At 42.5% G+C, this 26,167-nt stretch carries 26 protein-coding genes; 1 reads left to right on the forward strand and 25 read right to left on the reverse strand.

Annotated features, from left to right (window positions below):
* Positions 1-7: 7 nt before the first annotated feature.
* The 24 genes from BQ9856_RS17055 to BQ9856_RS17170 form a co-directional block, all read right to left on the reverse strand.
* Positions 8-367: a flagellar biosynthetic protein FliO gene (locus tag BQ9856_RS17055; RefSeq protein ID WP_077612101.1), complete on the reverse strand. Its 360-nt coding sequence runs from the start codon at positions 365-367 to the stop codon at positions 8-10.
* Between the two features lie 17 nt (positions 368-384).
* On the reverse strand, positions 385-1,749 hold the full coding sequence (gene fliN / locus BQ9856_RS17060; RefSeq protein WP_077612102.1) for a flagellar motor switch protein FliN: 1,365 nt from the start codon (positions 1,747-1,749) through the stop codon (positions 385-387).
* Positions 1,750-1,799: 50 nt separating this feature from the next.
* Positions 1,800-2,246, reverse strand: a complete 447-nt coding sequence (flgC, locus tag BQ9856_RS17065) for a flagellar basal body rod protein FlgC (protein ID WP_077612103.1) — start codon at positions 2,244-2,246, stop codon at positions 1,800-1,802.
* Positions 2,247-2,270: 24 nt separating this feature from the next.
* On the reverse strand, positions 2,271-2,630 hold the full coding sequence (locus BQ9856_RS17070) for a response regulator (RefSeq protein ID WP_077612104.1): 360 nt from the start codon (positions 2,628-2,630) through the stop codon (positions 2,271-2,273).
* 49 nt (positions 2,631-2,679) lie between these two features.
* Positions 2,680-3,699 carry a flagellar motor switch protein FliM gene (locus BQ9856_RS17075; RefSeq protein WP_077612105.1) on the reverse strand — a complete coding sequence of 340 codons (1,020 nt, stop codon included), beginning with the start codon at positions 3,697-3,699 and terminating at the stop codon, positions 2,680-2,682.
* A gap of 23 nt (positions 3,700-3,722) precedes the next feature.
* The gene (locus tag BQ9856_RS17080; protein WP_077612106.1) at positions 3,723-4,511 is read right to left on the reverse strand and encodes an OmpA/MotB family protein; all 789 of its coding nucleotides are present in this window, start codon (positions 4,509-4,511) and stop codon (positions 3,723-3,725) included.
* Between the two features lie 55 nt (positions 4,512-4,566).
* Positions 4,567-5,379 (reverse strand): motility protein A, encoded by an 813-nt coding sequence (locus tag BQ9856_RS17085; protein ID WP_077612107.1) that lies wholly within the window; start codon positions 5,377-5,379, stop codon positions 4,567-4,569.
* 33 nt (positions 5,380-5,412) lie between these two features.
* Positions 5,413-5,616 carry a flagellar FlbD family protein gene (locus tag BQ9856_RS17090; protein ID WP_077612108.1) on the reverse strand — a complete coding sequence of 68 codons (204 nt, stop codon included), beginning with the start codon at positions 5,614-5,616 and terminating at the stop codon, positions 5,413-5,415.
* Between the two features lie 62 nt (positions 5,617-5,678).
* Positions 5,679-7,271 (reverse strand): flagellar hook-basal body complex protein, encoded by a 1,593-nt coding sequence (locus tag BQ9856_RS17095; protein ID WP_159442024.1) that lies wholly within the window; start codon positions 7,269-7,271, stop codon positions 5,679-5,681.
* An 86-nt stretch (positions 7,272-7,357) separates the two neighbouring features.
* A complete protein-coding gene (locus BQ9856_RS17100) occupies positions 7,358-7,729 on the reverse strand; it encodes a TIGR02530 family flagellar biosynthesis protein (protein ID WP_077612110.1) in 372 nt (123 codons plus the stop codon).
* Positions 7,730-7,746: 17 nt separating this feature from the next.
* Positions 7,747-8,307, reverse strand: a complete 561-nt coding sequence (locus BQ9856_RS17105; protein WP_077612111.1) for a flagellar hook assembly protein FlgD — start codon at positions 8,305-8,307, stop codon at positions 7,747-7,749.
* An 11-nt stretch (positions 8,308-8,318) separates the two neighbouring features.
* Positions 8,319-9,545, reverse strand: a complete 1,227-nt coding sequence (locus BQ9856_RS17110) for a flagellar hook-length control protein FliK (protein ID WP_077612112.1) — start codon at positions 9,543-9,545, stop codon at positions 8,319-8,321.
* Between the two features lie 77 nt (positions 9,546-9,622).
* Complete coding sequence (fliJ, locus tag BQ9856_RS17115; protein ID WP_077612113.1) at positions 9,623-10,072, reverse strand: flagellar export protein FliJ; 450 nt, start codon at positions 10,070-10,072, stop codon at positions 9,623-9,625.
* Positions 10,073-10,093: 21 nt separating this feature from the next.
* A complete protein-coding gene (gene fliI, locus BQ9856_RS17120; RefSeq protein ID WP_077612114.1) occupies positions 10,094-11,395 on the reverse strand; it encodes a flagellar protein export ATPase FliI in 1,302 nt (433 codons plus the stop codon).
* A gap of 14 nt (positions 11,396-11,409) precedes the next feature.
* The gene (locus tag BQ9856_RS17125) at positions 11,410-12,171 is read right to left on the reverse strand and encodes a FliH/SctL family protein (RefSeq protein ID WP_442855542.1); all 762 of its coding nucleotides are present in this window, start codon (positions 12,169-12,171) and stop codon (positions 11,410-11,412) included.
* Entirely contained in the window at positions 12,164-13,168 is a 1,005-nt protein-coding gene (gene fliG, locus BQ9856_RS17130; protein WP_077612116.1) for a flagellar motor switch protein FliG, read from the reverse strand. The genes BQ9856_RS17125 and fliG overlap by 8 nt, the downstream gene beginning before the upstream one ends.
* Positions 13,158-14,756, reverse strand: a complete 1,599-nt coding sequence (gene fliF, locus BQ9856_RS17135) for a flagellar basal-body MS-ring/collar protein FliF (RefSeq protein WP_077612117.1) — start codon at positions 14,754-14,756, stop codon at positions 13,158-13,160. Before fliF ends, fliG begins: the two co-directional genes overlap by 11 nt.
* A gap of 26 nt (positions 14,757-14,782) precedes the next feature.
* On the reverse strand, positions 14,783-15,094 hold the full coding sequence (locus BQ9856_RS17140; RefSeq protein ID WP_077612118.1) for a flagellar hook-basal body complex protein FliE: 312 nt from the start codon (positions 15,092-15,094) through the stop codon (positions 14,783-14,785).
* Positions 15,095-15,110: 16 nt separating this feature from the next.
* Positions 15,111-15,491 (reverse strand): flagellar basal body rod protein FlgB, encoded by a 381-nt coding sequence (gene flgB / locus BQ9856_RS17145; RefSeq protein ID WP_077613422.1) that lies wholly within the window; start codon positions 15,489-15,491, stop codon positions 15,111-15,113.
* 159 nt (positions 15,492-15,650) lie between these two features.
* The gene (locus BQ9856_RS17150; protein ID WP_077612119.1) at positions 15,651-16,160 is read right to left on the reverse strand and encodes a chemotaxis protein CheW; all 510 of its coding nucleotides are present in this window, start codon (positions 16,158-16,160) and stop codon (positions 15,651-15,653) included.
* Between the two features lie 1,079 nt (positions 16,161-17,239).
* Positions 17,240-18,547: a LamG-like jellyroll fold domain-containing protein gene (locus BQ9856_RS17155; RefSeq protein WP_077612120.1), complete on the reverse strand. Its 1,308-nt coding sequence runs from the start codon at positions 18,545-18,547 to the stop codon at positions 17,240-17,242.
* 83 nt (positions 18,548-18,630) lie between these two features.
* Entirely contained in the window at positions 18,631-20,187 is a 1,557-nt protein-coding gene (locus BQ9856_RS17160; protein WP_077612121.1) for an Ig-like domain-containing protein, read from the reverse strand.
* Between the two features lie 505 nt (positions 20,188-20,692).
* Positions 20,693-21,967 (reverse strand): glycosyltransferase family 2 protein, encoded by a 1,275-nt coding sequence (locus tag BQ9856_RS17165; protein WP_159442025.1) that lies wholly within the window; start codon positions 21,965-21,967, stop codon positions 20,693-20,695.
* Between the two features lie 122 nt (positions 21,968-22,089).
* Positions 22,090-23,358, reverse strand: a complete 1,269-nt coding sequence (locus BQ9856_RS17170; RefSeq protein ID WP_077612123.1) for a flagellin N-terminal helical domain-containing protein — start codon at positions 23,356-23,358, stop codon at positions 22,090-22,092.
* Between the two features lie 615 nt (positions 23,359-23,973).
* Here BQ9856_RS17170 and BQ9856_RS17175 point away from each other — a divergent pair.
* Positions 23,974-25,791 carry a glycosyltransferase family 2 protein gene (locus BQ9856_RS17175; RefSeq protein WP_077612124.1) on the forward strand — a complete coding sequence of 606 codons (1,818 nt, stop codon included), beginning with the start codon at positions 23,974-23,976 and terminating at the stop codon, positions 25,789-25,791.
* 94 nt (positions 25,792-25,885) lie between these two features.
* On the opposite strand, the gene BQ9856_RS17180 is transcribed toward BQ9856_RS17175, so the two are convergent.
* Positions 25,886-26,080 (reverse strand): YjfB family protein, encoded by a 195-nt coding sequence (locus BQ9856_RS17180; RefSeq protein ID WP_077612125.1) that lies wholly within the window; start codon positions 26,078-26,080, stop codon positions 25,886-25,888.
* Positions 26,081-26,167 lie beyond the last annotated feature (87 nt).

A 26,167-nucleotide genomic window follows, 5' to 3' on the forward strand; every position in this document is an offset into this window, starting at 1 on the left:
TCCCTCCTCACACATCTTTCCTGTGTCTGTCCGTATATTTTTTTAATATTTTTCGAAAATTTTCATATCCTTCTGCCCCGGTCCATACCGATGGCGCAGAAACTTCTTTCTGAATATCCTCTTCCGAAAGTTCAGCAAGAAGCGTTATCTGAGAAGAAGCGATGCCGATGAGATAATAGTGACTCCCGGTACGAACAATCGCCACCGCTTTATCTTGTCCAAGCGGAAGCCTGTCCAGCATCTGCATATAAGTCCCCCCCCGTTTCATCCCAATTCCCTTTCCAAGACTTCTGGTAAATAAATAGCTTAAGTACAGAATCAGAACGGTAAGAATCAGCACCGATGCCAGACTAATTACACTGTCCAAATACAGCCACTCCCTCTCTAATCGACATTCTTTTTAATGATCTCTGTAATACGAATACCAAAATTGTCATCGACTACCACCACATCGCCTTTGGCAATGCAACGGCCATTTACGTATAAATCGACCTGTTCTCCTGCCAGCTTGTCCAGGATCACAAGGGAACCCTTGGTAAATTCAAGAATTTCTTTTACCAGCTTTCTGGTTCTGCCGATTTCCACGGATACCTCAAGCGGTACTCCCATAATCAATTCCCGGTTTTCTTCCTGCTCCTCGAAGTTTAACACTCCCTCATTCAAGCTGTTCTGAGGAATCGGTTTCACGTTTATCGTCTTAGTATCCTGGGAATCTATCTTATTCATTTTCTGCTGTCCGCTCTGCAGCTGTGCTATCACCTGCTGCATCTGATTCATCATTTGCTGCTGCATCTGTATCTGATTCATCATCTGCTGCATTGCTGTATGACCTGATTCAGACATCTGTCCTCCCATTACCGGTTCTGTGTATTCCGGTTGTTCGTTTATTATTGGCTCCGCAGTTACGCTGCCTGACAAAAGTTTCTCAATCTCTTCCTGAGTCAGCATTCCGCCGCCTGATTCCGGCTTTGACGGTTCCGGAGCCGGTACTGATTCCGGTGTTTCCAAAGGCTCTGCAACCGGTTCCGGTGCTGCGCTGCCTGACAAAAGCTTCTCAATCTCTTCCTGGGACATTATCCCGCTGCCCGACGTGGACGGAGCCTCTTCCGGCTTAGGATCCGGTTTCCGTACCGGCTCTGCCTCCGGCTCTTCGATTCCCTGCGGAAAGAATCCTCCAACCAGTTCCTTTGCAAGACTTGGGGGCATTACATTAATAAATTCACTTTCCAGCTGGTCCGCGATCTTTAATGTAAATCCGACTACGACCATATGCTCTTCATCATGATAATATTTTTCTTTAAAATCATCGATGTCCCCGATTTCAAAAGAACTTGGTGTTGAAATATTAACGGTCTTGCTTAAAAATTCAGACAGAGCCGTCGCAGACGCGCCCATCATCTGATTCATGACCTCACAGATCGCACTGATGTTCAGTTCATTTAGCTCGAACTCTTCTTCCGGGGTTTCCATACCCATTAACATGTCTACGATCACCTTAACATCATGCCTCTTTAAGAGCATGATATTGCTTCCGCTAAGTCCTGCAATATATGTAATCTCCACCCCTACTGCCGGTTCCAGGTTTGAAATTTCAAATTCATCCTTCGACAATACCCTGACCACCGGTGTGGTAATATCAACTCTGGCATTGAGCATGGTAGATACTGCAGTGGCCGAGGCACCCAGGCTTATATTTAGTATTTCACCTATGGCATCAATCTCAAATGCGCTAAAATTCTTCGAATCCATACAACTTTTCTCCCTTTATACTCATTTAGCCCTCTATGCCATATCACGCCTTACTTTCCGATTTCCAATGCCTTGGAAGCCATCAACTTTATGGCATTAAATGCTGTTATGTTGGCCTCATAGGACCTGGTTGCAGACATGCTGTCTACCGTTTCCTTTAACAGATCCACATTGGGCATCTGTACATAGCCGTTCTCATCTGCATCCGGGTGTTCCGGGCTATAAACGGACTTTAAGGGACTGGTGTCTTCCACTATCTGTGAAACCCTGACTCCTCCCGTGCTCTGCTGCCTGCTTACACCGGCTGCATTCATCAGGGTTTTCCGGAAATTATTCTCGTTCCTGGCTTCCAGAACTACCATTTTTCTCCGGTAGGGTCCACCTGCTTCTGTCCTTGTAGTATCAATATTTGCAATATTCTCTGATGCGATATCCAGCCGAAGACGCTGTGCGGTCATTGCCGACGCGCTGATGTTCATAGAACTTAAAAACGACATTTGTACCCTCCTCTGATGTCAGGCTCAACCGATAATACCTGAGACTGTTTTAAGAATCCTGTCCGGCTTAAACGGTTTTACAATGAAGTCCTTAGCACCGGACTTGATTGCTTCGATTACCATGCTCTCCTGCCCCATGGCGGAACACATAACGACCGCAGCGTTAGGTGCCTTTGCCTTAATAGTCTTTAATGCTTCCAGCCCATCCATGTTCGGCATGGTGATATCCATGATTACCAGGTCCGGATTAATTTCAGAAAACATCTGTACTGCCTGCGCTCCATCAGATGCCTCGTACAAATCGGTATAGCCGTTCTTAGACAGCGTATCCTTGATCATCATCCTCATAAAAGCCGCATCATCTACTAATAATATTTTTGCCATTTCTTTACATCTCCTTTTATTATCCTTAATTCTTTATGTAATCCCTGACTCAGCTTTCACTGGCCTGGTAATTTCCCTTTTCAACGAGGTCCTCAATCTGAACCGCCACATTCCGCTTATGGACACCTAACTGCCCCTTAAACCATGGCTGGCTTTCTACATACAGCTGTACGTCCGAATCCTTCGGAGTGCCCAGATTGATGACATCTCCCACATGAAGATTATAAACATCATCAAGCGTAATCGCAGCTTCTCCTACCTGAGCACGGACTAGTAAGTCAGAAGCCTTGATGCTGTTCATGATTTCCAGCTTATTATCCTGGCTGTTCGCCTCGTCTCCCATCGCGCTGTGTTTCCGTTTATCCATGATGTCAAATATGTTCATGAGTAAATTTCCCGGAATACAGACATTGAGCCTTCCGGAGCATTCCTTCATGTCTACATCAATGACGACAATCACAATGGTTTCGTCCACACCGATTTCCTGGAACATGCTTGGATTTTCTTCAAGCCTCTCCAATTCAAAATTCAGATTAATATAGCTGGACCACGAGTCCTTTAAAGCTCCGATGATATATTGGATCACTCTCCGATAGAGGGCCATCTCAATTTCCGTATAGGTATAAGACTCGTCAACACCTATATCATCTCCCACCCCTCCCAGCATGCGGTCTATCAGGCTTAGCATCAGCGTCATGCTGGCATTGATCAAAAGCGGAGGATTCTTGGAATTATTCGGCAGCGTTACATTGACAATGGTAAGCACATCATTATCGCCGAGTGCATTGCCAAACTCATAGTACCTCTGCTCCTCTACCGTAACGACTGACAATTCACTGGATGTACGGAATAAGCTATTGATCTGGGAGCCCGCAATTCTGGAATAATTATCAAAGATACTTTTTAAAATTTTCAGTTTATCCTTTGTAAACTTCTTTGGACTGTAAAAGTCATACTTCCTGTATTTTAATTCATTTTCCTTTTTTTCAATCTCTTCGATAGGCTCATCTGTCCCCTGCAGGGAATTGAGCAGTGCATCAATTTGACTTTGGGATAATACTTCAGCCATCTGTTTCACTCCCGCTTCATTATTTAATTGCCCGTTTCTTCCTGATTGTTATGATATACCTGGTTGTAATACTCTTCCAGGGATTTCTCCACCGTATCGTTCTTGGTTATCAGGATCTCCACACGACGGTTTTTGGCTCTCCCATCTTCCGTATTAAACGGTGCAATGGGACGGAACTGTCCAAAGCTCATACCTACCAGCTTTTCCGGTGAAACGGCATTTCTGCTTTGGAGATAGATAATAACTTCCGCGGAACGCTGGGCAGATAACATCCTGTCGTTACGGATATTATTAGGCTTTTCCGGGTTACCTTGAGATGTATGTCCCAATACCTGTACTTCTTTTATCGAATTATTTGCCTGCGACATAGCTGAGGCAAATTGATCAAGGACTTCTTTGCCTTCCTGCCGCAGAACAGAACTGTCCCCGTCAAAAAAAACTTTATCACGAAATGAAATAAATGTGAAGCCGTCCCCCCGGGAAATTTCTACAGTATCCTGCATATTTCGCTCTTCTACGATCTGTTTTAAAACCAGATACAATTCATCAAAATCCTTAACTTCGCCGCCGCCTGCAGGAGGATTCCCGGATAACTCTCCATCGCCTTCCTTTACGTTGGCATCCAGTACAACCTGGTCCGTTCCCTCCAAGGCACTGGGATTAAAGCTTTCCACTAACAGCTTAAACTTGTTCTGGTCAACGGAGGACATAGAATACAGAAGGACAAAAAAGCACAGCAACAATGTAACCATGTCTCCATATGTATCCATCCAGCTTCCAAGTTCTTCCGGCTTCTTATCTTTCTTTATCATATAACCACCTGTTTCCCTGTTTTAAATAACCACCTATAATCAGAACGGGCTTCTATTATGCAGAAGCATCTCCGCTTCCTGTATTCGTGGATTTCTTCTTCATGATTTTATTCTGCTGGCCCTGGGACAGATAAGATAACAGCTTCTCTTCCAGATATTTCGGATTATCTCCTGCCTGAATGGACAAAACACCTTCGATTATGATCTGCTTATACAAAAGTTCCTCATCATTCCGGATACGAAGCTTTTTTGCCATTGGTCCAAACAGCAAATGGGCCAAAAGACAGCCATAAAAAGTGGTGATCAAAGCAACCGACATGTCAGCACCAAGGCTGTTTGCTCCTCCGCCGTCCATATTCATGCTTTTCAGCATGTTAACCAGACCTACCAGTGTACCGATCATACCGAAAGCCGGTGCCACAGAAGTGCCTTTTTCATAAAAGCTGACATCCTGATCATGGCGTTCCGACATTGCCGCCACTTCACTTTCCAGCATCTCCCTGATCTTTTCCGCATCCATCGCATCCACGATCAGCATGATGCTCTGCTTTAAAAAGGGATCCTTTATCCCATTGGCCTGTTCTTCTAATACCAAAAGTCCCTTTTTCCTGGCTGTTTTAGCCATATCTACCAGCGTGTCTATTACTTTTTCTGCGTTATATTTTTTAGGGCTGAGCATGATTCCGATATGCTTCGGGATCTGTGCCAGCACTTTGAATGGATAGCTGGCTATCAAAGCTGCTGCCGTACCGCCGACAACAATGATGACACTGGGAATGTCTATAAAATTTCCTAGCTTTTCCATGCCAATTCCGTTAATGACCAAGGCAAATCCCAGTATCAATCCTACAATCAATGATATGTCCATGAATAACCTCCCATAGTCCAGTCAGTTCCTGGATTAATCTTTCATTTTCTGCGCACATGCATAGATTTGGGCATTGAATTCAATCACTCGGTTTATGATCTCATCTACGCTTTCTTTTACCACATAGTGCTTCCCGCTGACCAGTATTACATTTGATTCCGGTATGGATTCAATCCGTTCGATCTGTCGGCAGTTAATTACAAATTCTTCATCATTCAGTCTTGTCAGACGAATCATATTCGTTTCACTCCTTAAGTCCGGAGAGGCGGGATGCGCCTCCCCGAATTATGATGAAGCTATTACCGCTTCATGTTAACCAGTTCTTCCAGCATCTGATCCGTTACTGTGATGATTTTTGAGTTTGCCTGGAAACCTCTCTGGGTGGTGATCATGTCCGTCATTTCTGTGGCCAGATCTACCTTTGCCATCTCTAAATAATTTCCACGGATTTTTCCTTGCGTACCTCCGCCCTCATAAGCACTGACATTCCCTGCATTTGCACCGATCGAATAGTAATAGCCGCTGCTCTTTTCAAGGCCGCTGGTATTCTGTACACCAGCCAGGGCGATCTTACCGATTATAATGGTATCCCCGGCTTCAGACGTACCGACCACAGTACCATCTTCCTGGATTTTATAGTTGGTTAACGTTGCTATTGTATCGTCACCACCTGCATTATCAGTTGCTGTAGAAGTAACAGATTTTTGAGCAGTCTCCAGTGTGTTTTGGGCTTCCGTTACTTTTTTTGCAGCATCATCTACCTTTGCCTGCGCTGTATTAACCGCCAGTTTCGCGGCAGTAAGCTTACCCATCGGAGAATCATCCTCAATCTTGGACAGAGCAGTTTGAATATCTGTTAAAACCTTGTCGGCATCGTCTAACGCAGTTTTATTGGCTGTAATGGGATTAGACGTATAATTATTATAGGCATCACGATAATGCGTCCAGGCGTCATCTAACTGAGCTGTGGAATAGTTGGAAAGTGCTGTTGGTGCCTGAGTTTGAGCAAGGGCCTGGATATATTCATAATCTTTTTGTAAATAATCCAGATTCTTTGTATGATAGTCACTCTCTAAAGTTGCATTCTGAGCAGGATCAGTATTATTCTGCCATGCCTTATAAGCAGCAATTGCTGCCGTTTCTGCATCATCGCGAAGGGTCTTTTTATTTGTAACATCCGCAGTGGTACAGGCCGTCTCGTAATCGCTTTTAGCAACCATGTTTTCCTGCTTTGCCGCTGACAAAGCCAAATTCAGAGAATGTAAATTTGCGTTTGCTTCCTCAAGAGCCTTTTTCGCTGTTGCAACCTTATCTGATGATTTTTTATTGTTTACATCCGCCAGTTCTTCCGTAGTCGGAATCTTAAGGGGCTGCAGAGAAGTAGTGTTGAAGGTTGTACTGCTGGTTAAGTCTCCGGTGTTTACAAATCCATATACATAGTTACCCGAATCATCAACCAGATAACCATTCCCGTCTACATCGAACTTTCCGACTCTTGAGAGATATAACCCACTGGCTTTAATTGCATCATCTGAATCCAAATCAACGGATCCGCCATCAATCATAGGCCCTACAAGAAAAAATCCGGTACCCTCGATCATACAATCCAAACCTCTGGCGGATGGTGACATTCCTCCCGAAGAAAAATCATATGAAATCGAGCCTGTGGTTACTCCGTAGCCGATCTGGTTTGCATTGGTCCCACCGAAACCGCCTGTCTCCGTACTTCCTCCGGAACCAGAAGAAGTATTCTGATACATGGTATCTTTAAAAGACATACTGCCCGCTTTGTACCCCCATGTGTTAACGTTAGCTATGTTATTACCGATAACATCCATCTTTGACTGATGGGTTCTAAGACCTGCCACACCGGCAAACATTGATTTGACCATATAATATATCTTCCTTTCTATTCTGTATTTACCGTCCCTCCTGCTGTCAATCGGACATGCAGGATAAGCCTCCATCCATGGTCCAGCTATAGCAGGACGGCGCTGTCAATATTTGTAAAAATGTTTTCTTTCATTTCATTTCCGGACATGGTTGTTACAACCGTATTATTGGGAACATTCACGATAAACGCTCCTCTGTCGCTGATAATAACCACATCCTTTGCACCTTTTGAACGGGCCTTTTCCACTGCGGACTGTAAGTCGTTTAAGAACGAAGGTGACATTTCAATGCCGCGCTGGTTCACCCGCTCTGCCGCATGCCGGGAAAATTGAAGTCCTTCCTTATCCCCGATGCTGTGAAGAACATCACTGAAACTGCTGCCGCATTCCGAAATCGCTGCCGCACTTCGCAGCTTTAACTGCCGGACGTCTTCAAATTGGTTTATTTTCCCTATCATTCCATATCACCTGCATCTCAATCGCTGGTACTTCCTGTAGTATCCGTTTTAGAATCGTCCTCTGTCTTGGTATCGGTCTCTGTCTTGGGCTCCTCACCCAGGTCCTCCGGAGGTGTATGTCCCTCTTCATAAACAGACATGACACTGGAAATGGGATAGCCGGTTTTCTCGTCGTCATTAATATAAAGGGTTGGAACACCGCTGTATATATCTACTCTGGTTACAGTTCCGGTTATCTTTTCTATTTGACCATTCTTATCCGTAGTAGCAAGCAGCACTTCTTTTCCCATCATGGAAGTGCCATAATTAATTGTATTAATCTGGGAAAAATCATCCATGGCTGTGGAGAAGTTGCTCATCGCCTGCATCATGGCAATCTGGGTCATCTGGGTCATCATTTCCGCATTGTCCATGGGATTTGACATATCCTGGTTTTGAAGCTGTGCGGCCAGAAGCTTGAAAAAGCCATCCGTTGTCAGCTCATTGCTGCTTTCTTTCGAACTGCTGCTTTGTTTCGAACTTTTTGTCAGAGAGTTTATAAGCGAACTATAATTATTCACTGAACTTGTATCTGCCATTTTTTCTCTCCTTATCTGTAGTTTGTATTACTTTCATCTGTACTGTCTGTCTCAAAAATTCCAAGCCTCAGCTTTTGGATAAAATCTTCCCGGTTTTCTTCCTTGCCGTTTCCCTGATGCTGCTGCTGTTCCTGTCTGCCGCCCTGCTCCTGCTGATTATTTAAATAATCCGATTCCTGCTTGTCCACAAGTATCTGAACCGGACGTTCCAGTCTGGACTCCAGAATCGAACCCAGATCTCCGGCTGACTGGGATAACAGTTTTAAGGTTTTGCTCTCCGTACACAGCACGGATACGCTGACCTCGTTATCCTCATAGGTAACCTTGATCCGGATTTTACCCAGGTTATGCGGTTCCAGCTGCACATCCAAATCGCTTTTTCCCGCATGAATCTGCTTTAAAATCTGCTCCGACAGTTTTCCTTCCAATTCTTTTAAGTTCTCTGCGCTTACAGTTGTATAAGCGACCCCATCCTTTTCAGACTGAATATGCAGCGGCTGATTCGGCTCACGGGACTTTTCCTGAAAAACTTCCAGGGTTTTCTCCTGCTTCTTCTCGTCTTTTTCCGCAAATACCTGCTTTTCTTCCTGCTTACTGCTCTGATCAATCAAAGCCGGTTCATCCTCTGTTTTATCCGGAATTGCTGCAGACGTTCTTTTTAGAAGCTGGTCCGCCAGAACATTTTTCTCGTCTTCCGGATTTCCGGCAATCGCCTGATCCAGTTTTGAAATGACTTGATTTGCAGATTCCGTCACTTTTGTCTTTCCCGGCGCGGCCAATTTTTCCACCAGGCCGTTAACCGGTGTATCTTTTAAGTTATCTGACAAAACAGGGGCTATTCCTCCGGTGTTTTCATTTAACTTCTGCAAGCGAAACTGATCCAGAGACTGGAATGGATTCATTGTCTGAATCTTCTCATCTTCGCCAGCTACAACCGCCTGAACTCCGCCTGCCAGCCCTTTAAGCAGCTCCTGCCCCTTTATCCGGGACATGTCATCCGGATTCTGCGCTTCCGCCATTCCGGCAGCCATCGTGGACGCCGCAGTTTCAGCCGCCGCAGCTTCTGTATCCTTTCCGGATTCTTTTGCTTCCGTGCTTCCACTGTCCTTCTTCTGGTTCCTGTTTTTTAACATCATCTTAAAACCGGAATTTCCATCAACTGCTTTCTCATCCTTTTTCCGGCTGCCCGACATCTGTCTGGTCAACAGATCCACGCTGCTGTTTTTTACCTCCGTCATCTTCTCTCCTCCTTTCTTTTTATGCCATACGGCATTTGATTTTCTATGGTAACTGCCGGGGATTTTCCCTGACAGGATTACCTGTTGTTATGAACTGACATGGTGTTGGAAACAAATTCCTCAATAAACAGTTCCTCGCTGCGCAATACTTCCTTGTTATATTGCACAAGCTTTTTTTCCTTCAATTTTTCAATGGAAACTTTTTCTTTTCTGGCTTCCACCACTTCGGCGCGCTTTTGTTCTTCTTTTCTTTTAAGCTTTAGCAGGACTCCCTGCTCTGTAAGGATTCTCTGCTGCATATAAGTGATGTAGCATTCATATTCCCGCATGGTATTAATGGCAATGCCATTCTGGGTCTCCTCCCGAAACCGGATACAGGCTGTTCTCCTCTGCTCTGTCAAATGTTCGATTTTCCGTTCCTGCTGCTCTACCTTAGCTATGATCTGGGCATGTTCGCTTTTCAGATTGTCCAAAGCCTGGTCCTTGTAATTCAAAACTGTGTCAAGAGGGAAATTAAATTTCTTCATCTTCAGCCTACTTTCTCAATCTTATGCTAAAATCGCCTTCATCTTATTCAGTATTTCTTCATAGCTGTCATTTTCCTGTATTCCCTGACACAGGAACTGGTTTATTTTGTCAATCTTTGCAATCGCAACATCAAGCCTGGGATTGGTACCGCTCTTATAAGCGCCGATGGAAATCAAATCCTCATTCTTCTCATAAAGGCTTAAGATATCCCGGATCTCGGAAGCCATCTTCCGATGCTCCTCTGACACAATGTTAGTCATCAGCCGGGAGATGCTGGCACTCACATCAACCGCCGGGAAATGGTTGGCATTCGCCAGCTTCCGGCTCAATACGATATGGCCATCCACAATCCCCCGTACGGTATCGGCAATGGGTTCATTGGTATCATCGCCTTCTACCAGAACCGTATAAATTCCTGTAATGGACCCTTCCCCGAAATTACCGCTTCGTTCCAGAAGCTTTGGAAATTCCGCATAAATGGAAGGGGTATAGCCTCTCGCAACCGGAGGTTCCCCAATTGCAAGCCCGATCTCTCTTTGCGCCATGGCAAAACGGGTCAGGGAATCCATCATAAGCAATACATCCTTGCCCTGATTCTTAAAATACTCTGCTATGGTGGTGGCTACCAGAGGACATTTCATGCGAAGCATAGCCGGCTGGTCCGATGTGGCCACCACTAAAACGGAACGTTTCATTCCCTCCGGACCCAAATCCTTTTCTATGAATTCGCGCACCTCACGGCCACGCTCTCCCACCAGCGCTACAACGTTTATATCCGCTTTCACATTTCTGGCGATCATGCCAAGCAAGGTGCTCTTTCCGACTCCGCTTCCCGCAAAAATCCCGATACGCTGGCCTTTTCCGATGGTATTCATGCCATCGATCGCCTTGATTCCGAATTCCAGCTTATCCGTAATGGGAGGACGGGTCATGGGGTTTATATAAGGATTTTCCACATAATAATAGCGCGGAGATTCAAAGGGGCCTTTTCCATCCATGGGTTCCCCCTTTGCATCGATGATCCGGCCTCTCAGAAACTCACCCACCGGAATCTTTAAACGCCGCCTGGTATTTCTCACAAAGCTTCCTGCAGCAATGCCACTCATATTCTCATAGGCCATAAGCTGTATCTTATCATCCTTAAAGCCTACCACTTCTACCGGTATCTGCTCTTGCTTGTCTTCATTATAAATATAGGCAATATCCCCTATACTTGCCTTACCGCCGGATGCCTCCATGGACATCCCCACAATATTTTCAATCTTCCCAATATGATCGATCGTCTCTGTCTTCATAATGAGATCAGATAGTTCCTTGAACATGGGGGTTCCTCCTGCTACAGTCTTGCGTTATTGAGTATTCCCTTAATATTTTCCAGCTGGGTATTCACGCCGACATCAATAATCTCTTCGGGAAGCTCGATGATACAGCTTCCATCTTCCGCATGATCCATAGCAATAATCTTGATATTTCCGGAGATGTGGGACAATTCATTTAACAGTCCCACATCTCCCTGTATCATCATTCCTGCATCCTTTTGCGATACATAAATCTTCACCCATTGCGTTTTCTTGAGTTTTCCTGCAGCAGTGACAATCATGCGTTTAATAATCTCTCCGCTGGACTTTAAGCTGGTCTGAATCACTTTTTCCGCAATCGTCAGGGTAATCTTTTTTAAGTCATCCATGTACTTTTCCAGAATCTTATCTTTTTCTACCGTAACGCCTTCAATGGTACTTCTCATGGCATCCCGGAATTCATCCATCCGAAGGTCCAGCTCCGCCTTATGATCCTCATAGGCTTTCCGGTAACCTTCCTCGAATCCGGCATCGTATCCTTCCTGATGGCCTTCTTCCCTGGCCTCTGCACGGATCTTCTCCGCTTCCTCCCTGGCCTGGTCCGTCATCTCCTGAGCCTGTCTTAAGGCATTTTCGTATACCTCAGCAGCCTGAAGATATTTGTCTTCCACTTCTTCCCGGAACGGTTCTTCCTTCTGCTCTTCTATTTCTTCTTTTAATATGATATCTTCAAATGTCCTGGTAAAACCGTAATCCAGGACCCGTTCTGCGAGTTGTGCACCTTTAATAATATTAGGCAATGATATCATCCTTTCCGCCCTTGCTGATGATCAGCTCGCCTTCTTCCTCCAGACGTCTGATGATACCAACAATTCTCTGCTGAGCCTCTTCCACATCTCTTAAGCGAACATTAACCGTAACTTCCATATCGGATTGGATGCTTTCCTTCATACGGGTTGACATATTGGCGAAAATAACATCTGTGATCTGCTTATTCGCATTCTTAAGCGCATAAACCATATCCTTCATATCGCACTCGCGGATAAAACGCTGGATCGAACGGTCGTCCATGGTAATGATATCCTCGAATACGAACATCTTCTTGCGGATGGTATCTGCCAGTTCTGCGTCTTTTCTGCCCAGTTCGTCGAAAATAAGCTTTTCGTTGCCGCGGTCCATATGATTCATTACGTTTGCTATGTAATCGATACCGCCCACAGTCGTATAATCGGTCGTGAGGATACCGGAGAACTTCTTTTTAATCTCATTCTCTACAATCTTTATTGCTTCCGGAGAAGCGCTTTCCATCCTGGCAATGGATTCCACTACCTGCAGACGTTTTTCCGGCGACAGCTCTGAAATGAGCTGTGCAGTCATTTCTTCATTGGTATAAGAAAGGACCAGCGCAATGGTCTGCGCTCTTTCATGCTGAAGAACGGAAAACAGATTCTTTGAATCGCTCTTTCGGATGAAGCCAAAGGATCTGGACTTTAAGGACTGGGTGACTTTTTGAAGCAGGCTGTTCGCAGTGCTTTCACCAAATGCCTTTTCCAAAACTGTTCTGGCGTATTCCAGTCCGCCGTCAGTAACCACCTTCTGGGTCAGACAGGTCTTATAGAATTCATCCAGGACAGCTTCCGTCGTCTCGGCTTCCACATGTCCCAGCTTTGCCACCTCGACGGTTAATTTTTCAATGTCTTCCTCACTCAGGTACTTATATATCTTGGAAGCTTTATCCACACCGAGTGAAACAATAACTGTTGCCGCTTTTTGCTCAGGTGTCAGATTAATTGTCATTGTTACCGCCTCCGTTCAACCATGTTTTCAGCAACTGAGCTGATATCTCAGGATTCTGCTCTGCGAAATCGCGGACATTCTGACGCAGTTCTGCGCCTCTGTCCTCTTCCGGAGCCAGAATCTCCGGCTCTTCTTCCTCGCTTTCCGGAATCTCCGGTACAACCGGAACATCCTCCTGGCTCTCCTCTGCCTCTTCCGCTTCCATAAGAGCTCTCTTCTTTCTCCTATGCCTTACAGCGAGGATAATGATCAACAGGAGAAGCAGCACTCCAGCCAGGGCTGCAATCAGAATCCACTGATTGATCAGGATACCATTGGCTCCAGCCTCCGCAGGAGTCTCCGGCTGATTCGGTACATCAATGGTATAGAACGGAGCCGCAACAGCAGTTATCTTCTCCGCACGGTCCGCCTGTGCGATTCCTGCTGCATTACCGGCTAAGTTCCGGATATCATCAATGGTCATGCTTCCAAAATCGTTTCCGTTCACCACTACGGAAACCGTCAGGTTTTCCAGGCTTCCCGGATTTATCTGTCCCTGCTCTTTTATCTGGTTTAAAAGATATTTTCTGTTGAGACTGCTGGAACCGTATGCATTCTCTGTACCTGTCCCTCCGGCGTTATACTGGGGGATATCCGCATTAGCTTCAGATCCTGCCACGCCGGAAGCTGTCTGTCCATCCCCGGAATACTCCTTGAATATGGATTCGTCCGAAGTAAGACCGGTCTTATCATTTTCATCAATCTTCTCCGGCGTATTGTAAACAATGCTTTCCCGGATCAGTTTTTCCATATTGACCGTGCACTTTACGGATACGCGTACATTGCCGTTTCCATACACAGGTCCCAGAACATTCATGACCTTTGCGGAGATCTGATCTTCAATAACTTTAGAAATCTCTTCTCCTGCCTTTCCGGAGCTGATATCTTCATCTTCGGAGCTGGTGGAAACCTCCCGCCCGTTGCCGTCAAACACGGAAACATTGTCAATGACCATTCCAGGTATACTTCTTGAAATAAGAAGCTGGATTGACTTCGCCTGCTCTTCGGTAGGGGATCCTCCGTCCTTCATGACGACAACAGCCTGGGCACTCGCTTCCTGCGCCGCATCATCTGACAGCGCATACTTGGAAGTTTCTCCCAGGGCTATCGTAACATATGCTTCCTGAACACCATCAAAGATTTGGATCGTAGACCCGATTCTGGTTTCCAGATCATAAAGCTTAAAGGTCTGCCGATCTGAATCCGTAGTCATAAGGTTCACGTTATTTTTAAATACATCGTATGTAAAGCCGCTTTTGGGATACCCTTCCGAAACCAGCATGGCCTTGGTGGTATCCATCTTTTCTGTCGGTACCAGAATATCGCCGTCCTGATACTGATAATCGATTCCGTCTTCCTGTAATTTTCCTATGATCTGTTTTGCTTCCTCGCTGCCAACACCGGTAAACATAACCTCATATGGTTTCTCCCGCATTGACAGCGCTATGATCACTGCGCCGGCTATAACAGCCACACCCACGGCGACAGCTATTATGATCTTCTTTGTTTTACCACTCAGTTTGCCTAAAAATTCCTTAATTTTTTCCATCGCGCCTGTCCGCCCCGTTATCTATCTTAAATACTCATTCTTATCATCTCATTATAAGCTTCCAGCGCCTTGTTCCGAAGGACTGTCAGAAGCTCTGCCGATAACTGGGCCTTCGCTGCCGCCGCCGGTACTGTATGTGCATCATCGATTTGTCCTGTGGACAAAAGATATTCCTGTACCGACAAATCCTCATCCGTGCTCTTTACGTTCTGAATGGCCTCTTTAAAAATATCCTGAAACATGGAACTTCCGGTCTGTCCGGCCGTTACTTTCTTTTCACTTCCTATATCCGCTATGGAACTCATGGGACTGATAGGTGTTATAAACATCTGCTCCATTTATGTACCTCCTGTTTTAACCTTTAATAATCGTACGTAGTCTGCTTATATCACTGTTTAAAGCATTCAGTTCATATTGGTACTGTAGAGTCGTCCTCGCCAGTTCCACATTCTCCACATCCGCGTTCACATTGTTCCCATCCATTCTGGCAGATTCATCCGTCGTGTCGCGGATCAAATGTCTGGAACCTCCTATGATATTACTGATGTCCTTGGAGGTGCCCTGTCTTCCAGCCATCAGACGCCTGCGGAATTCATCTTCAAACGTAACATACCGGGCTTTATACCCTGGAGTGTCCACGTTTGCGATATTATTCAACGTCACCTGCTGCTTTGACCACAGATAATCCAGAGATTTCTCTGCCATGGAAATGTTATTTCCAAATATTGTATTCATCGGATAATTCCTCGCTTTCATTTCCTCCGGCAAAACGCCTGCGAAACGTATTTTTGCTGTTTAAATATTAAAATATAGTTAAATTTCGACAGCCTTTTCCAAAAAATTAATTTTTTTGTAATTTTTCTTACCTTATTTTACATTTTATTACAAATATTGTCAAGAAAGTTCTATCACATCAGCAGCAGATTCTATGCCGTTTTTCGCCTTGGATTCCTCTAACATATGATTTACCTGTTTCTCATCGATCAGAAGCAGTAAATCATTTCCATCCAAAGTGGAAGCAACTCTTCCTACCAGCTCGGAATGCCCTATTTTATCGAGAGACGTATTGTGGTAAATCTCCCCAATCTGCTCCACTCCGACAATTTCATCCACAATCAGCGCCAGGCCCTGTTCATCCTCAAACTTCATCATAATCATCATTGTTTTGCAGCTATCCTCAGGAATGTCAGCAGGCTTATCCGGCTTCACGCCAAAAATCTCCCATAGATCTATGAGTGTAATGATCTTCCCTCTCAGCTTTACGATTCCCTGAATATAGGATTCTGCCTCCGGGACAGCTGTTACCTGTTCCGGCACCCTGTCAATTCCTTCAATGCTGCCGCTGTTAACCGCATACATGTTTCCTGCCACCTTAAAAATTACCCACAAATCATCTTTATCCATTTTTCTGCCTCCCGTTTTCTTTAGCAAATCATTCTATTCATCCCAAGATCTCAGAAACGCTGACATGGCATTCGGATCCATCTGTCTGCCGTATCTGATCCTGGCTCAGCCTGCTTCGGTAGCAGCGGTTACTGCTCATGTGATTACTGCTCATGTGATTAAGCAGCGCTATCATATACAGGCTTCTGGTATCCTCCCGGCTCCTCCCTATTTTCCGGCTATCTTTACTGAATAAAATGCTGCCCTGACGGAATGACTCAATGTATGGGTATTTCCGTTACCACACTAGGCCGCCATTGCGTTAATGAAATAACGCTCTTTCCCAATGGCTTCCTCTTCCGTTATACACGGTCCCATATGGTTCCTCCTGGTTTTCAGCTTTCTTTCAGATAAATTTCAGTTTGACTCCAGTAACATTTCGGTTACAATTCATCTTTTTTTAATCATTATATTACTATTATCGAAACTTTATAGCAAAAAAATAAGGGTTTTATGTCGATTGGTGTCTTTTTCCATTATACAATTAGTAATCCGGTTTGTAAAGAAAATAGAAAGAATTAAGGTTACATTTTATCGCACGATTTTCTGATAATTTCTTGTTTTGAAACCCTTTAGAGAGAATTCGATTACTAACAGTACAATTTTCGTGTATTGGCATAATATTCTATGGAATTTCCCTCTCAATTGAATAGATTTAACAAAAAAATGCAGGAAGCATCCGATGGTTTTACCGCCAGATTGCTTTCTGCATTTATTGGTTTTAAGAAAAATTTAATTATTTTCTGATCTCAAATTTTATTCATAATATTAAGCATTTACAGGAAATACAATTTAGTGAAATTGCTTTTAATTCAGGTGAAATGAAATTTTTCAATTCTATCTTTTGGCAATTTTCACAGTTCAGCCCGCGGAAGCGATAAGGTACTCGTCAGAACGTAATATACATAATTGAGAAGCTATTTGGCAGGCGTACCATTCTTCTGCATCTCTCGGGTTTCAATAGTGCAATGCACGCATAACCACCTTATTTCACTCTCTCCCAAAAAAAGAAAAAGCCCCAGTTTCCCAGGGCCATTTCTTTACTCATTGTATTCATTTACTTCAAAGTTTGAAATTTGATCATATGCAATATAATCCTTGCGGCTTGTGAACGAAGCTTTGTTGTAATCCTTTTCAATCACATAGGTTGGGCTTGAAGCTGCCTTGCTATTATACCATGAAATGAAGTCGTTGATTTTATCCATGGCCATTTCATATTCTTTCCGCTCGCCGGTTACCATGGTGATTACAAGAAGGGCCTTATTGCCGGTTGGCTGACTTGGATCGACTGAAGCAGTTGGAGTTGCTGAGGCTTCATTAGAACTCCAGCCTTCGCTGCCATTGATAATTGCGGTTACAACGTAGTAGTATGTAGTTCCGTTTGTAACGTCTGTGTCTGTATAGCTAGTACCTGTTACACCCGTTGCTATTGTTGTATATGGGCCACCTGCAATTGTAGATCGTTTTATGGTATAGCTTGTTGCATCGGTTACTGCGTTCCAGGTTAAGTCTACTTTGGAATCTCCTCCAACCGCTTTCAAGTTTGATGTATCTGTGTTTGGTGAAATTGCCGTATTGTAAATTTGAATATCATCTAAATATCCATTATACCAATAGCTTTGAATTTTTGCTCCATCTACCTTAGCGCGGGTACCAATGCCAAGATTGGTTATTTGATTGACTTCTTCATATAAAGGTGTTGTCTGTGCAACTGGAGTTGTCATATCGTCTAAATACAACTTGACGGAATTAGTATTTGTTGTACCATCCCATGTAAATAAAATATCATGCCATTGTCCATCACACACATTTTCAGGTGATTGAATTTCAAAAGACAGTTTATCTTCGTAAGGAAAATATGCAATATAAAGAGTACCGTTTTTTGATGTTAATACGGGATGATTACTCCCCCTATCATTTATCATTTCTGAACCAATCCCAATAAAATATCCGCCCCTAAAGTTATTACCACCAGTATTCATGATTGTTTCTAATTTTTCATTTGAAAAAGTGGAGGCATCTTTTTTCATTTTAAATCTAATTGAGACTGCTCCTTTTGGTTTATACTGATAATATTCGAAAGATAAAGCATCATCAGTTCCATTAAAGTATCTTGCTTTCCCCGTTCCATTATAACCAGTAAAAAATGTTTCATGATTTGTACCTGAAGATAAACCGTCTATTTTTTTGCTTCCCGAATCAATAACAGTGGTATTACTTTCACCGTCAAATTTATACTCATGTATAGGTTTAATTACATCAGCAAACGTAGAAATCCGGCCAAAAAACAATACACTAACTAACAGACAAATAAACGATGTTATTTTAAGTAATGATTTTTTCTTCATGTATTCTTCCTCCAAAATTTATCTTATGTATTTTTGATATTAAACATTGCATATACTATTTTTTTCAGATGAGTACAATTAAACTAATCTCTTACTCTCACGTATACCCGGCCAATAATATTTCCTTCTTCATCCTTCGCAGTGATTAAAGCTAATCCTTTACTCATTGCCGTGACTTTCCCTTTACCGGAAACTTCAGCCACTGATGAATCCATGGATGTCCATGTAGCATTCGCGGTATTGGTAAAATCATCAATCGTTAATCTGCTTGACTGACCAACTTTTAAGTCAATTGCCAATCTGTAATCGCCTGCATCCTCTACAACTAATACATTAATGTAATCCGTATATGAGCCGTCTGCACTTTTCACTGTTATGACTGTATTACCAGGTGCTAAAGCTGTCACGACACCCTTTCCATTTACTGTAGCAACAGTCTCATCTGAAGATGTCCAGGCCATTTCTGTATTTACGTCTAAATCATTATCTACACTTAATTGGAGGGCTTCATATACTTCTAAAACTACTTTTAATTTAGCATCGGTTGCGGGAGGCGTTTGTGCAGCAATTGGTTTAGCTGAAACTTCGTTGGAATTTGTAGATTCTATGCCTGAAACAATAGAACTAACAACATAATAGTAGGTAGTTCCGTTTTTAACGTCCTTATCTGTATAAGAAGTACCTGTTACACCAGTTGCTATTGTTGTATATGGGCCGCCTGCAGTCGTAGATCGTTTGAGGTTATAACTTGTTGCATCAGTTACCGTGTTCCATGATAGATCTACTTTGGAATCTCCACCAACTGCTTTTAAATTTGATGGTGTATCGGAATTTGATGCTTCTGGTATTATTGCTGAATCGTAAATTTGAATATCATCCAAATATCCATTATACCAAAACTTTTCTCCTGTATCATAGCCACCCTCAACAAATTGACCTGGAACTTGTCCAGCTAAAAGAGACGTACCATATATATTTCTATCGGTCGTATATGCAGCTGTTGCTTGTGCAACTGGAGTAGTCATATCATCTAAATATAATTTAACTGAATTAGTATTTGTCGTACCATCCCAGGTCAATAAAATATCATGCCATTTCCCATCGCATACACTTTCAGGTGTTTGAATTTCATAATTTAGAGCACTGTCACTGTAGTATGACGCAATATAAAGAGTACCCATTCTCGCCGTTAAATCAGGAAATTTGCCACCCCTATGGTTTAACATTTCCGAACCGATTCCAATAAAATATCCACTGACTACGTTATTAGAGTTATTAGACAAGATCGCTTCTAATTTATCCGAAACAGTGGAAGCATCTTTTTTCATTTTAAATCTAATTGATTTTGCTCCTACGGGAAGAAGATTACCAAGTACTAAATGATCATCGGTTCCATTAAAATATCTTGCTTTTCCTTTGCCGTCATAACCAGTAAAAAAGGTTTCATGATTTTTACCAATAGATGTAGCGTCCTTTACTTGACTTCCTGTATCTACAACAATTGTTCTAATATCACTATCAAAATTATACTCATGTATAGGCTTAATTTCATCAGCAAAAGCAGAAATCTGCCCAAAAAACAATACACTAACCATTAAGTAAATTACCGCTGCTATTTTAAGCAAAGATTTTTTCTTCATGTAATCTTCCTCCAAAATTTATCTTATGTATTTTATGTTGATATTAAATATTCTAAATATCAAAATGAAAAAATAAAAGCCATTTGAGAGAAATAAAACCAAATAGCTTACAATGTAAACTAAATATAAGTTTACTTATTTTTTAATTAATTATAATATTCTCTCAATATTCTTTTAATCATTTATAATTTTATAATATTTTTATATATTATTACTTTCGTTGAACAAATTATTTTTTTACCAATTACCTATTAGAAAATACAGGAATCTACTCACAAAATAATACACTAACCATTAAACCAAGGATAGTAATATCAACATAAAAGTTGCTTTATCAGCCTTTAGTTTAATTACAATTCTATAAATTTCTAGTTAAATGTGGATTGAATCTTTAAAAAAGCACTTTATCAGCAAATCCTTTCTAGATATTCCACGAATTTTAAAGAATAAATATAACCCTAGCTGTATATCAATTTTATTGGATACCACATCAATAAAAAATCAACTATTCATTTAGCCACTGTTGCTCTTCAGCAGAAAGAGTAGAAAGTACTTTTTCAGCCAAAGAAGGAAAGCTTATAATCTTAGCGCTTTTAATAACTAAAAGTTTATCTTTCAAATCATTCATATTATATAATTTCTTTAAAAAATTATACGTCTCATCAGTGGATTCATTTTTCAAAACATCCAATAACGTATTTAGCATTATTTCATTGTAACGATTCAATCTTAGTGATAAAACCGCACTTTGTACCGCTTTCGCAGGATTCTGTAATTCCAAATAGCATCGGACTAACATAGTGTAAGAAATTTCTAATTTATGAGGCATATAAGACAGCAGCTTGCTCTGATTTAAATCATATTTATTAAGTGCTGATTCTATATAAGTTATACATTCTTCAAAACCTCCTTTTTTAAAGTACCAGGCTCCCATTAAAAAATCGCAGTCCGGATGTTTTTCGTCAACTTGAAGAGCTTTTTCATAAAGTTCTTGCATACAGGATCCATTTTCGTTAATGGAATCAGTTCTATCAACTTGCATTCCCATGAGTGACCGTAATATACTTATTTTCGCTTTAGAAGAAATCTGGTCAAAGCCACAAGCCAGTACTTTCCGGTATGCCGCTTCCGCTTCTTCTTTTCTTCCGGCAATCTCTAAAGATTCTCCCAAATACTCGATACTTCCGTAATCTTCCGGATTTTTTTCAATTTCCTTTCTTAAAAGAGCGATATTGCGTTCCAGTTTATTTGTTTCAAGATAGACCTTTTCCGTATATCCGGTATGGAAAATAGTGATGTCTTCCGACACATCCGCAATATTCAGCTCCTGTCCAAAAGGAACTCTGATCTGCTCATGAACCCGATTATAGTAACGGAGATTGGGAACATTTTGAAAAAACCGGTCCTGCTGGGTAACAGCACTGACTTTCCCAGCCATATTGAGATCAGCCAGGGCAGTTCTCAGTATATGAGGCTTTTTTTGTTTCAGCTTACCTTCTTCAATTTTTTCAAGCAGAAGAAACATCTTCCTGGCATCCTCTTTTGAGAGATATTCATCTGCATCCAAAAAGGCAATCCAGTTTCCCTTCGCCTGATCAATGGCATAATTCTTCGCTGCCGAAAAGTCATCAATCCAGGTAAAATGAAATACTTTAGCCCCCATCTCTTTAGCGATCTCCACCGTTCGGTCTGTGGAACCGGTATCCACTACAATCTGTTCCTTAACAATATCTTTTCCCCAGGAAAGAGCCCGGCGAATATTTTTTTCTTCGTTTTTCACAATCATGCACTGGGAAAGCCTTACTTTTGATTTCATGCTGCATCCTCCGGATAAATTTACAAAAGACCCCCCATAAACTGGGGGGCCTGATTCAGTTATTCTATCATGCTGTAAGAATAAAATTACTGTAATAACTGTAAAACACCCTGTGGAACCTGATTTGCCTGAGCAAGCATAGCCTGAGAAGCCTGTACAAGGATATTGTTCTTTGTATAAGCCATCATCTCATCAGCCATATCAACGTCACGGATGCGGCTTTCAGCAGCAGTCATGTTCTCTGTAGTAACACTCAGGTTGTTGATGGTATGCTCCAGACGGTTCTGGATAGCACCTAAATCACCACGGGTAGAAGACACTTTATTGATACCGCTCTTAATCTTATCAATAGCTTCCTTTGCTCCAGCCTGTGTGCTGATATCAATGGTTCCAATGCCAAGCGCCTCAGCATGCATATCGCCAACAGAAACTTCCAGCTGATTGAAATCAGCAGCGGTATCACCTATCTGAAGTCTTAAAACTCCACCGCCACTTGCAGCACCTGTTGGAGCTGCAGAAGTAGGAGCTGCACCGTCAAAGCCTTTAAATAAGTCCCCAGCTGTACTTGCAGCGCTTGTTCCAACTACTTCAATAGTACCAATTCCAACTGCACCCAGGTTAATTGTATATTTATCACCAACAGCTGTGGCACTTGTAGCAGACATAGCTTTTCCGCTGGAATCCTTAACAATGTCATCTAATTTCAGATTTGTAATAGTTACATTTCCATCAGCATCTTTGGCAGAAACCTGAAGTACATCACTTCCTGCAGTTGCGTCAAAAGAACCATCGGTAGAAAATCCACCAACTGTGAAAGTAAAATCGGTCTTCTCATTTAAATTTGTACCCTTAATATCACTTACAGTAAAGTTAGTAGCAATAACTGAACCTTTTTCAAATCCTGTAGCAGTTAATGCAGATTTACCGCTACCCATACTTCCGTCAAGCAACGTTATACCATTGAAGTTTGTACCATCAGCAATTCTATTAACTTCATCTCTCAAAGATTTAATCTCAGACTGTAAGTTCTCACGGTCAACTTCATCCTGATAAGTACCGTTAGCGGACTGGTCAGCCAGCTCAACCATACGGTTTAACATGGAGTGAACTTCTGTTAAAGCACCTTCAGCAGTCTGTACTAAAGAGATACCGTCGTTTGCGTTCTTTTGAGCTGTCTCAAGACCTGTGATCTGTGCTCTCATCTTCTCGGAAATAGCCAGACCTGCTGCGTCATCACCTGCACGGTTGATTTTGTAACCAGAAGATAACTTCTCTAAGTTCTTGGATACTGCACTGTTGTTGCTGCTTAAATTTCTGTAAGAGTTTAAAGCTGCGATGTTGTGTTGAATTCTCATATGTATTTCCTCCTTGAATGTGTAGCAGGGAAATCCTTTTCCCTGTATGATGTGTCATTTCCTAACTTAATCAGGAAATGAAATAAGAAAATCTTTGCGGAACCTCTGCGGGGTACCATCCGCTTGAACGGCTCCAAAACTTTGACACTTGTGTCTTCAAGAAGCATACAAAATCAAAAATTCAGGTGTATTTAAATGTACCCATTTAGAAACATCTAAATAAAATCTTTTGTATCTTCCTTTCAACTACAATATCGTACCGATCTGGATAAAAGATAAGTCTTTTTTTAACTTTTTTTGAAATATTTTGCGGTATTTTTTTTATAATCTAAACCTGCTGTATCGGCTTTATTTTAATAGATTTTTATGTAACATCCATTTTTCAGGCGCTCAATAGCAGATTTCTCTCTTTGCCATTCCGGAAGCCTCTTTAAGAAGAAAATACATAAATTCAATGAACAGCCCGTTCAAACATATAATAAATTAATAACGAAAAAAACTGCCTGACCGCAAATTCCAGGTCAGTATCATTTCAGATAATACATGTTTCACTAAAAGCACTATATATAGATAGTTTTGTTTTGAATCCCGAATAAAGAAATAGAGGATAATGATATGAATAACGAAAACCAATCAACCACAGCTATTTCTACAGAAGAAACTATGGATTTCTATCAAAAGGCAGTCCGGCAACAGGACTTCCTGATTTCCATTTCAGCAGAATTGCTTTTAGCATTGCGCTTCCAGGAAATTCATTACTGTATGAGCCATATAAAAATCATTGCTATCATTCTTTCCGGCTTAGAGCCGATGTGCGATGATCAGAAGGTAAAATCACTTCCGGTTTCCTACCCTCAAATGCATCACAACATTTCCTGGACAATGGACCGAATAGAAGAACGGATCAACGCCGGCCAGTATGAAGAGGCAAAGGATTTAACCGAATTCCAGCTCATCCCGTTCCTTAAAGATTGGAGGGAGGATACCTATTTCTGGCTTTTGATTTATCCTGATAAAGAAAAAATGGCAAAATACTATGAATCAGAGTTTGTCAAAAACCATAAAAATACTTATCAAAACCGGGGAGAGAAGTATCTGGTATCCATATTCATCCCGGTTTATAACAAGTTGGAATATACAAAAAAATGTCTGGAAAGCCTGTACCGGCATACGGACCTTGAAAAATATCCCTGTGAACTGATCCTTTTAAATGACGGCTCCACTGACGGGACCGAAGACTATTTCAGCCAGCTTGGCGTACGCAAGGTCATCACCTTGAAGGAAAATGTGAAAGCAATGATTTTTTCCCTCATGTACCGGGTATGCGAGGGAAAGTATGCTGCTTTTGTCAACAATGACACCATCCTTACGGAGCACTGGCTGGATAACCTGCTGGCCTGTATCCGGTCTGATCCCATGATCATATCCGCAGCGCCCAGCACGCCCAATACCAGCAACCGCCAGGGAATGGTTGAAGAGTTTACTCCGGAAAATGCAGAAGAAAAAGCGGAAAAGCATAACCAGTCCAGTCCGTACTTATGGGAGGAACGCTGCAGGCTTATGCCGGTTATCGCACTTTATGATGTGGATAAGGTCGACACCATAGGCTTTGCAGACCGGTATTTCTATACAATGGAATTCTGGGATGATGATTTCAGCCTGCGGGCAAGAAGAGCGGGCTATAAACAGATTTTATGCAAGGATACCTGGTGTTACCATTTCGGCAGCGTCTCAGGAAAGGAGGATCAGATAAAAAACCGGACCCTCCAGAACGGCAGAAGCCTTTTTATCCAAAAGTACGGTATCGATCCATGGGGAAATAACTTCTGTTATGATCCCTATTTAATGAGCCACTTAGAAACGACGTTCCCGGACCTGCCTGCCGATATTCCCATACTGGGAATTGATCCCGGGTTCGGAGCCGATATCCTGCAGCTTAAGAATCTGCTTAGACGGCTTGGGAAAAAAATGTCGTTTTCCTTTCTCATAACCGATCATGGGCTGGAAGCTGATATGCGTTCCTTAAGCAGCACCATTTCCCTGTCTCCTTCGGTTTTCGAACTGCACAAATACATTCCGGAAGGAAGCTACCGGTATATCTGCATTGGGAAGGACTTATCCGCTTATCCGGCTTTTATGGAGTTATTGACGGAATGTACGGCCCATTTGGAGGAAGGGGGGATCTTAGTCTTCTATGCCGGAAATCCTTATTCTCTCCGGGTCAAAAACGAACTCGCCGGGGAAAGGCTGTTAAATGGCAAATATTCGGTTACATTCATCAACGTAATACAGCTTACTGCAATTTTGAACCAGCTGGGCCTTCAAATCCAGCTTCGTGGGATCCTGGGAACAAATCTTCCGCCTGTTTTGAAACAAAATCTCTCAGAACACCTTGACCGGTATTTTGTTCTCTGCACCAAAGCAAAGCAATAACAACAGAAAAAGGCCCGTTAGGGAAGACCAATTCTGCGGTATTTCCTTAACGGGCCAATATTATTTTCATTAACAGATCCTATTCTTTTTATTGCTACGCTCTTGCATCCATAATCTGCCCAACTCCATCCGAAGGCACCTGCTGCTGCGGCAGCGCCGTATCCGCCATCTCCAACAATCCGGCAGCTTCCGCTTCCTCGGAATTCATAGCTTTTTTTATAACGCTCATTCCTACACTCTGCTGCAGTCTTACGGAACTCATCTCCATACTCATTGCTGCAATATCCATCTGCTCCGTTCTCCTTTCCTATTCTTTACCCATGCTTTTGGGGCATAAAGCCACTTCTATCTTCTATATCGGCCTTTTTTACCTTAA

The organism is Clostridium sp. Marseille-P2415, from assembly GCF_900155545.1.
In the GTDB taxonomy this organism is placed as follows: Bacteria; Bacillota; Clostridia; order Lachnospirales; family Lachnospiraceae; genus Lacrimispora.

Excerpts from the sequence above, each read along its gene's own strand:
- BQ9856_RS17110 (WP_077612112.1), bottom strand. The coding sequence starts at position 9,545 with ATGACGGAGGTAAAAAACAGCAGCGTGGATCTGTTGACCAGACAGATG.
- fliJ (WP_077612113.1), bottom strand. The coding sequence starts at position 10,072 with ATGAAGAAATTTAATTTCCCTCTTGACACAGTTTTGAATTACAAGGAC.
- BQ9856_RS17085 (WP_077612107.1), bottom strand. The coding sequence starts at position 5,379 with ATGGACATATCATTGATTGTAGGATTGATACTGGGATTTGCCTTGGTC.
- BQ9856_RS17160 (WP_077612121.1), bottom strand. The coding sequence starts at position 20,187 with ATGAAGAAAAAATCTTTGCTTAAAATAGCAGCGGTAATTTACTTAATG.
- fliF (WP_077612117.1), bottom strand. The coding sequence starts at position 14,756 with ATGGAAAAAATTAAGGAATTTTTAGGCAAACTGAGTGGTAAAACAAAG.
- BQ9856_RS17180 (WP_077612125.1), bottom strand. The coding sequence starts at position 26,080 with ATGGATATTGCAGCAATGAGTATGGAGATGAGTTCCGTAAGACTGCAG.
- flgC (WP_077612103.1), bottom strand. The coding sequence starts at position 2,246 with ATGTCGTTTTTAAGTTCTATGAACATCAGCGCGTCGGCAATGACCGCA.
- BQ9856_RS17100 (WP_077612110.1), bottom strand. The coding sequence starts at position 7,729 with ATGATAGGGAAAATAAACCAATTTGAAGACGTCCGGCAGTTAAAGCTG.
- BQ9856_RS17070 (WP_077612104.1), bottom strand. The coding sequence starts at position 2,630 with ATGGCAAAAATATTATTAGTAGATGATGCGGCTTTTATGAGGATGATG.
- BQ9856_RS17105 (WP_077612111.1), bottom strand. The coding sequence starts at position 8,307 with ATGGCAGATACAAGTTCAGTGAATAATTATAGTTCGCTTATAAACTCT.
- BQ9856_RS17170 (WP_077612123.1), bottom strand. The coding sequence starts at position 23,358 with ATGAGAATTCAACACAACATCGCAGCTTTAAACTCTTACAGAAATTTA.
- BQ9856_RS17155 (WP_077612120.1), bottom strand. The coding sequence starts at position 18,547 with ATGAAGAAAAAATCATTACTTAAAATAACATCGTTTATTTGTCTGTTA.
- BQ9856_RS17175 (WP_077612124.1), top strand. The coding sequence starts at position 23,974 with ATGAATAACGAAAACCAATCAACCACAGCTATTTCTACAGAAGAAACT.
- BQ9856_RS17095 (WP_159442024.1), bottom strand. The coding sequence starts at position 7,271 with ATGGTCAAATCAATGTTTGCCGGTGTGGCAGGTCTTAGAACCCATCAG.
- fliI (WP_077612114.1), bottom strand. The coding sequence starts at position 11,395 with ATGTTCAAGGAACTATCTGATCTCATTATGAAGACAGAGACGATCGAT.
- flgB (WP_077613422.1), bottom strand. The coding sequence starts at position 15,491 with ATGAATACAATATTTGGAAATAACATTTCCATGGCAGAGAAATCTCTG.
- fliN (WP_077612102.1), bottom strand. The coding sequence starts at position 1,749 with ATGGATTCGAAGAATTTTAGCGCATTTGAGATTGATGCCATAGGTGAA.
- BQ9856_RS17080 (WP_077612106.1), bottom strand. The coding sequence starts at position 4,511 with ATGATAAAGAAAGATAAGAAGCCGGAAGAACTTGGAAGCTGGATGGAT.
- BQ9856_RS17075 (WP_077612105.1), bottom strand. The coding sequence starts at position 3,699 with ATGGCTGAAGTATTATCCCAAAGTCAAATTGATGCACTGCTCAATTCC.
- BQ9856_RS17150 (WP_077612119.1), bottom strand. The coding sequence starts at position 16,160 with ATGGATAAAGATGATTTGTGGGTAATTTTTAAGGTGGCAGGAAACATG.
- fliG (WP_077612116.1), bottom strand. The coding sequence starts at position 13,168 with ATGACAATTAATCTGACACCTGAGCAAAAAGCGGCAACAGTTATTGTT.
- BQ9856_RS17090 (WP_077612108.1), bottom strand. The coding sequence starts at position 5,616 with ATGATTCGTCTGACAAGACTGAATGATGAAGAATTTGTAATTAACTGC.
- BQ9856_RS17140 (WP_077612118.1), bottom strand. The coding sequence starts at position 15,094 with ATGGAGCAGATGTTTATAACACCTATCAGTCCCATGAGTTCCATAGCG.